A 974-nucleotide genomic window follows, 5' to 3' on the forward strand; every position below is an offset into this window, starting at 1 on the left:
GCGCCTGAGGCGCTGTCGATGGATTGCGCGTGCAGACCCGGCACATGGCCGCGCTCGCGTTCGGCGTCGGCCCGTTTCAGGGCGTCGAGGATGTAGGACATCGTGGTCGGAGCGAATTCGTCGAATGGTCTTCAGCGGCGCGCGGTGGTCGCGGCCGCGGCGGTGGTGGTCGGCGGTGCCAGCAGCCGCGGTTCGTCGACGCCGGTGGCGCGGTTCAGCAGCATCACAGTCATCGGCCCGGCCAGTCCGTCGGGCGGCAGGCCTTGCGCGACCTGGAAGCTGGCGACGCGGGCGGTCAGCGGTTCGCTGGCCGGCTCGGCCGCGGTGCCCAGCCGGCGTTCGCCGCGCAGGGCCTGGCCCAGGCGCTCCATCAGCCAGGTGCTGGCTTCCGAGTTGGCGGTAGTCAGCGTGCCCGGCCCGGCGTAGCCCGGCGGCGCGCGCCAGAAGGTGCCGAACTCACCGCGCCAGGCTGCGCCCAACGTCGCCAAGGGCACGGTGACGTTGGCCTTGCCACGGCGCAGCGTGGCGCTGTCGGCGGTCAGCGCGGTCAGCAGCACGTGGAACGGGCGGTTCTCGCCGTCGTACAGCACCAGCACGCCTGGGCGGTCGAGTTGGCGCACCAAAGCCAGGCTGCCAGGGCCCTTGAAGCAGGGCAGGCCCTGGCGCATCGCGCTGCCGCAATGGTCGCCGTTGGTGCCCAGGGTCACGCCCCAGGCGCTGGCCAGTTCGCGCCAGGCGTCCGCTTCGCCATGCAGCTCGGCATTGAAGGCTGCGCGCAGCTCGGCGGCGCTGAGCGGTGCGAGCTTGGCAGCGGGCGTTGCGGCCACGATGGCAGGCGGTGGGCTGCTGGCCGATGCACTGGCGGGCATCGCCACTACGGGGCTGCTGGCCGCACCTCGCACCGCGCCACTCGCCGCCGCAGCCACCGTGGCCGCCGGTTTGGCGGCAGGCGTCGGTGCGGTGGGGCGCATCAC

2 pseudogenes are annotated in these 974 nt (G+C 73.4%); both read right to left on the bottom strand.

Annotation, left to right across the window (positions count from 1 at the left end):
- A pseudogene (locus AC1DYI_RS36835) lies at positions 1 to 101 on the bottom strand (general secretion pathway protein GspB); the annotation flags it as partial.
- 30 nt (positions 102 to 131) lie between these two features.
- A pseudogene (locus AC1DYI_RS36840) lies at positions 132 to 974 on the bottom strand (hypothetical protein); the annotation flags it as partial.

The sequence above is a fragment of the Ideonella sp. P3_A4 genome (genome assembly GCF_056403075.1).